Raw genomic sequence first — 3,382 nt, 5'->3', positions numbered from 1 at the left:
TTGTCCGGCGGCGTCCTACTCTCCCACACCCTCCCGAGTGCAGTACCATCGGCGCTGGAGGGCTTAGCTTCCGGGTTCGGAATGTTACCGGGCGTTTCCCCTCCGCCATGACCGCCGTAACTCTATCGACTTGACAAACAACACCACCCACGGTGTGTTGTTCGTTTGTCGGGAGTTGCACAGTGGACGCGTAGCAGCTTCGTAGTCAAGTCCTCGGCCTATTAGTACCGGTCAACTGAACCCGTTACCGGGCTTACATTTCCGGCCTATCAACCCAGTCGTCTAGCTGGGGGCCTTACCCATCCGAAGATGGTGGGATACCTCATCTTGAAGCAGGCTTCCCGCTTAGATGCTTTCAGCGGTTATCCCTTCCGAACGTAGCTAACCAGCCGTGCCCCTGGCGGGACAACTGGCACACCAGAGGTTCGTCCGTCCCGGTCCTCTCGTACTAGGGACAGCCCTTCTCAAGTATCCTACGCGCACGGCGGATAGGGACCGAACTGTCTCACGACGTTCTAAACCCAGCTCGCGTACCGCTTTAATGGGCGAACAGCCCAACCCTTGGGACCTGCTACAGCCCCAGGATGCGACGAGCCGACATCGAGGTGCCAAACCATCCCGTCGATATGGACTCTTGGGGAAGATCAGCCTGTTATCCCCGGGGTACCTTTTATCCGTTGAGCGACACCGCTTCCACATGCCAGTGCCGGATCACTAGTCCCGACTTTCGTCCCTGCTCGACCTGTCAGTCTCACAGTCAAGCTCCCTTGTGTACTTGCACTCAACACCTGATTGCCAACCAGGCTGAGGGAACCTTTGGGCGCCTCCGTTACCTTTTAGGAGGCAACCGCCCCAGTTAAACTACCCACCAGACACTGTCCCTGAACCGGATAACGGTCCGAAGTTAGATACCCAAATCAACCAGAGTGGTATTTCAAGATTGCCTCCACCCATACTGGCGTATGGACTTCACCGGCTCCCACCTATCCTACACAAGCTAATTCGGATACCAATGTCAAGCTATAGTAAAGGTCCCGGGGTCTTTCCGTCCTGCCGCGCGTAACGAGCATCTTTACTCGTAATGCAATTTCGCCGGGCCTGTGGTTGAGACAGTGGGGAAGTCGTTACGCCATTCGTGCAGGTCGGAACTTACCCGACAAGGAATTTCGCTACCTTAGGATGGTTATAGTTACCACCGCCGTTTACTGGCGCTTAAGTTCTCCGCTTCGCCCCGAAGAGCTAACAGGTCCCCTTAACGTTCCAGCACCGGGCAGGCGTCAGTCCATATACATCGAATTACTTCTTCGCATGGACCTGTGTTTTTAGTAAACAGTCGCTTCCCCCTGCTCTCTGCGGCCATACAACGCTCCACCCGCGTGGGGCTTCACGTCTCCGGCCCCCCTTCTCCCTAAGTTACGGGGGCAATTTGCCGAGTTCCTTAACCACAGTTCGCCCGATCGCCTCGGTATTCTCTACCTGACCACCTGTGTCGGTTTGGGGTACGGGCCGCTAAGAACTCGCTAGAGGCTTTTCTCGGCAGCATAGGATCACTGACTTCACCTGAATCGGCTCGGCATCACGTCTCAGCCTTCGTGCACCACGGATTTGCCTATGGTGCGGCCTACACGCTTACCCCGGCACAACCACCGGCCGGGCTCAGCTACCTTCCTGCGTCACCCCATCGCTTGACTACTACCCGTCAGGTTCCCACGCTCCCCACACTCGGTCCGAAGACCTCCTGCGGTTCGGGTGGTTAGCACAACGAGGTTCGTCAGGGTCGCTCTTTCGCGGGTACGGGAATATCAACCCGTTGTCCATCGACTACGCCTCTCGGCCTCGCCTTAGGTCCCGACTCACCCAGGGCGGATTAGCCTGGCCCTGGAACCCTTGGTCATCCGGCGGAAGGGTTTCTCACCCTTCTTTCGCTACTCATGCCTGCATTCTCACTCGTGCCGCGTCCACAACTGGGTCACCCCGTTGCTTCACCCGCGGCACGACGCTCCCCTACCCATCCACACACCTGCACAAGGAATCAAGTCCCAGCGAGGTTGAAATGTGAATGCCACAGCTTCGGCGGTGTGCTTGAGCCCCGCTACATTGTCGGCGCGGAACCACTTGACCAGTGAGCTATTACGCACTCTTTAAAGGGTGGCTGCTTCTAAGCCAACCTCCTGGTTGTCTATGCGACCCCACATCCTTTTCCACTTAGCACACGCTTAGGGGCCTTAGCTGGTGATCTGGGCTGTTTCCCTCTCGACTACGAAGCTTATCCCCCGCAGTCTCACTGCCGCGCTCTCACTTACCGGCATTCGGAGTTTGGCTGATTTCGGTAAGCTTGTGGGCCCCCTAGACCATCCAGTGCTCTACCTCCGGCAAGAAACACGCGACGCTGCACCTAAATGCATTTCGGGGAGAACCAGCTATCACGGAGTTTGATTGGCCTTTCACCCCTAACCACAGGTCATCCCCCAACTTTTCAACGTTGGTGGGTTCGGCCCTCCACGCGGTCTTACCCGCGCTTCAGCCTGCCCATGGCTAGATCACTCCGCTTCGGGTCTAGGACACGCGACTGAATCGCCCTATTCAGACTCGCTTTCGCTACGGCTCCCCCTCACGGGTTAACCTCGCCACATGCCACTAACTCGCAGGCTCATTCTTCAAAAGGCACGCCGTCACCCCGCAAGGCTCCGACGGATTGTAGGCGAACGGTTTCAGGTACTATTTCACTCCCCTCCCGGGGTACTTTTCACCATTCCCTCACGGTACTTGTCCGCTATCGGTCACCAGGAAGTATTTAGGCTTACCAGGTGGTCCTGGCAGATTCACGGCAGATTTCAGGGGTCCGCCGCTACTCGGGAACACCCACAGAAGGTCAGCAACTTTCACCTACCGGACTATCACCGACTACGGTTGGCTTTTCCACACCATTCGGCTAGCCACTGACTTTGTAACTCCTCGAACGAGTGTCAGCTCGTCCAGCGGGGTCCCACAACCCCGACCACGCAACCCCTGACAGGTATCACACGCAGCCGGTTTAGCCTCGATCCGCTTTCGCTCGCCACTACTCACGGAATCACTAAATTGTTTTCTCTTCCTACGGGTACTGAGATGTTTCACTTCCCCGCGTTCCCCCCATACACCCTATGTGTTCAGGTGCAGGTGACATCACATGACTGATGCCGGGTTTCCCCATTCGGACACCCTGGGATCACAGCTTGGTTGACAGCTCCCCCAGGCCTATCGCGGCCTCCCACGTCCTTCATCGGCTCCTGGTGCCAAGGCATCCACCGTTCGCCCTTGACAACTTGACCACAAAGATGCTCGCGTCCACTGTGCAATTCTCAACAAACGACCAACCCACAACCAGAAACACCCCACACCA

The 3,382-nt window shown here is 56.9% G+C and carries 2 rRNA genes; both read right to left on the bottom strand.

Annotated elements, in window-relative coordinates:
• Nucleotides 1-2: 2 nt before the first annotated feature.
• Nucleotides 3-119: ribosomal RNA gene (rrf, locus tag AC5RWQ_RS30075) — 5S ribosomal RNA — on the bottom strand.
• 82 nt (nucleotides 120-201) lie between these two features.
• Nucleotides 202-3,311, bottom strand: a 23S ribosomal RNA gene (locus AC5RWQ_RS30070).
• Between the last annotated feature and the right edge of the window lie 71 nt (nucleotides 3,312-3,382).

It is taken from the genome of Micromonospora sp. BS32 (assembly GCF_059089345.1).
Note: the sequence above shows the minus strand (reverse complement) of the source record. Positions and strands in the feature narration are given on the sequence as shown.